This is a genomic window from Mesorhizobium sp. M7A.F.Ca.CA.002.04.1.1, assembly GCF_004022805.1.
Classification (GTDB): Bacteria; Pseudomonadota; Alphaproteobacteria; order Rhizobiales; family Rhizobiaceae; genus Mesorhizobium; species Mesorhizobium ciceri.
Genome location: NZ_RZPL01001261.1, coordinates 1 through 583, shown reverse-complemented (window position 1 = coordinate 583; position 583 = coordinate 1). Strand labels below are relative to the sequence as shown.

The window sequence follows — 583 nt, the reverse complement described above, 5'->3', positions numbered from 1 at the left end:
CAGGGCGGGTGAGGAAAGGGGGAGGGCCACCGCCGATCAGCACCGCCAGCACCGACAGCGCCGGGTTGAACAGGCGGATGACGAAGAAGGCTGCAATCAGCGGCAGGATCAGCCACGGGTCGATGGGAATGGTCTTCACCGCATTGAGCGCGAAGGTGACGACGATACCGGCCAGCATGCCCGAGGCGACGGAAGGCGGTATTCTCGAGATCAGCTTCGTCAGGGGCCGAAACAGCCCGGTGGCGATCAGAAGGACGCCGGTGACGATGAAGGCGGCGACGGCCTCACCCATCGAAAAGCCGCTCGATGCCGCGATCAGCGCCAGGCCCGGCGTCGACCAGGCGGTGATGACTGGCATTTTCGTGCGCCATGACAGCCACAGGCTCTCGATCGCCATGGCCAGGCAGATCGTCGTCACCCAGCTTGCCGTCTCGATCTGCGTCGCGCCGACTGCGTTGGCGGCGGCGATGACGATGGCCAGCGTGCCGCCGAAGCCGACGATCGCCGCGACGAAGGCGGATATCGGAATGGAAAGGCGCATCAGTTTCCCCTCTGCGCCATCGCATCGACGGCCCGCACCAGC

At 65.9% G+C, this 583-nt stretch carries 1 protein-coding gene; it reads right to left on the bottom strand.

The genetic code is table 11. The features are described 5' to 3' along the window. The coding region (locus tag ENZ75_RS33695) for a benzoate/H(+) symporter BenE family transporter (RefSeq protein ID WP_206617189.1) at positions 1 to 541 on the bottom strand (541 nt) is incomplete at its 3' end. Between the last annotated feature and the right edge of the window lie 42 nt (positions 542 to 583).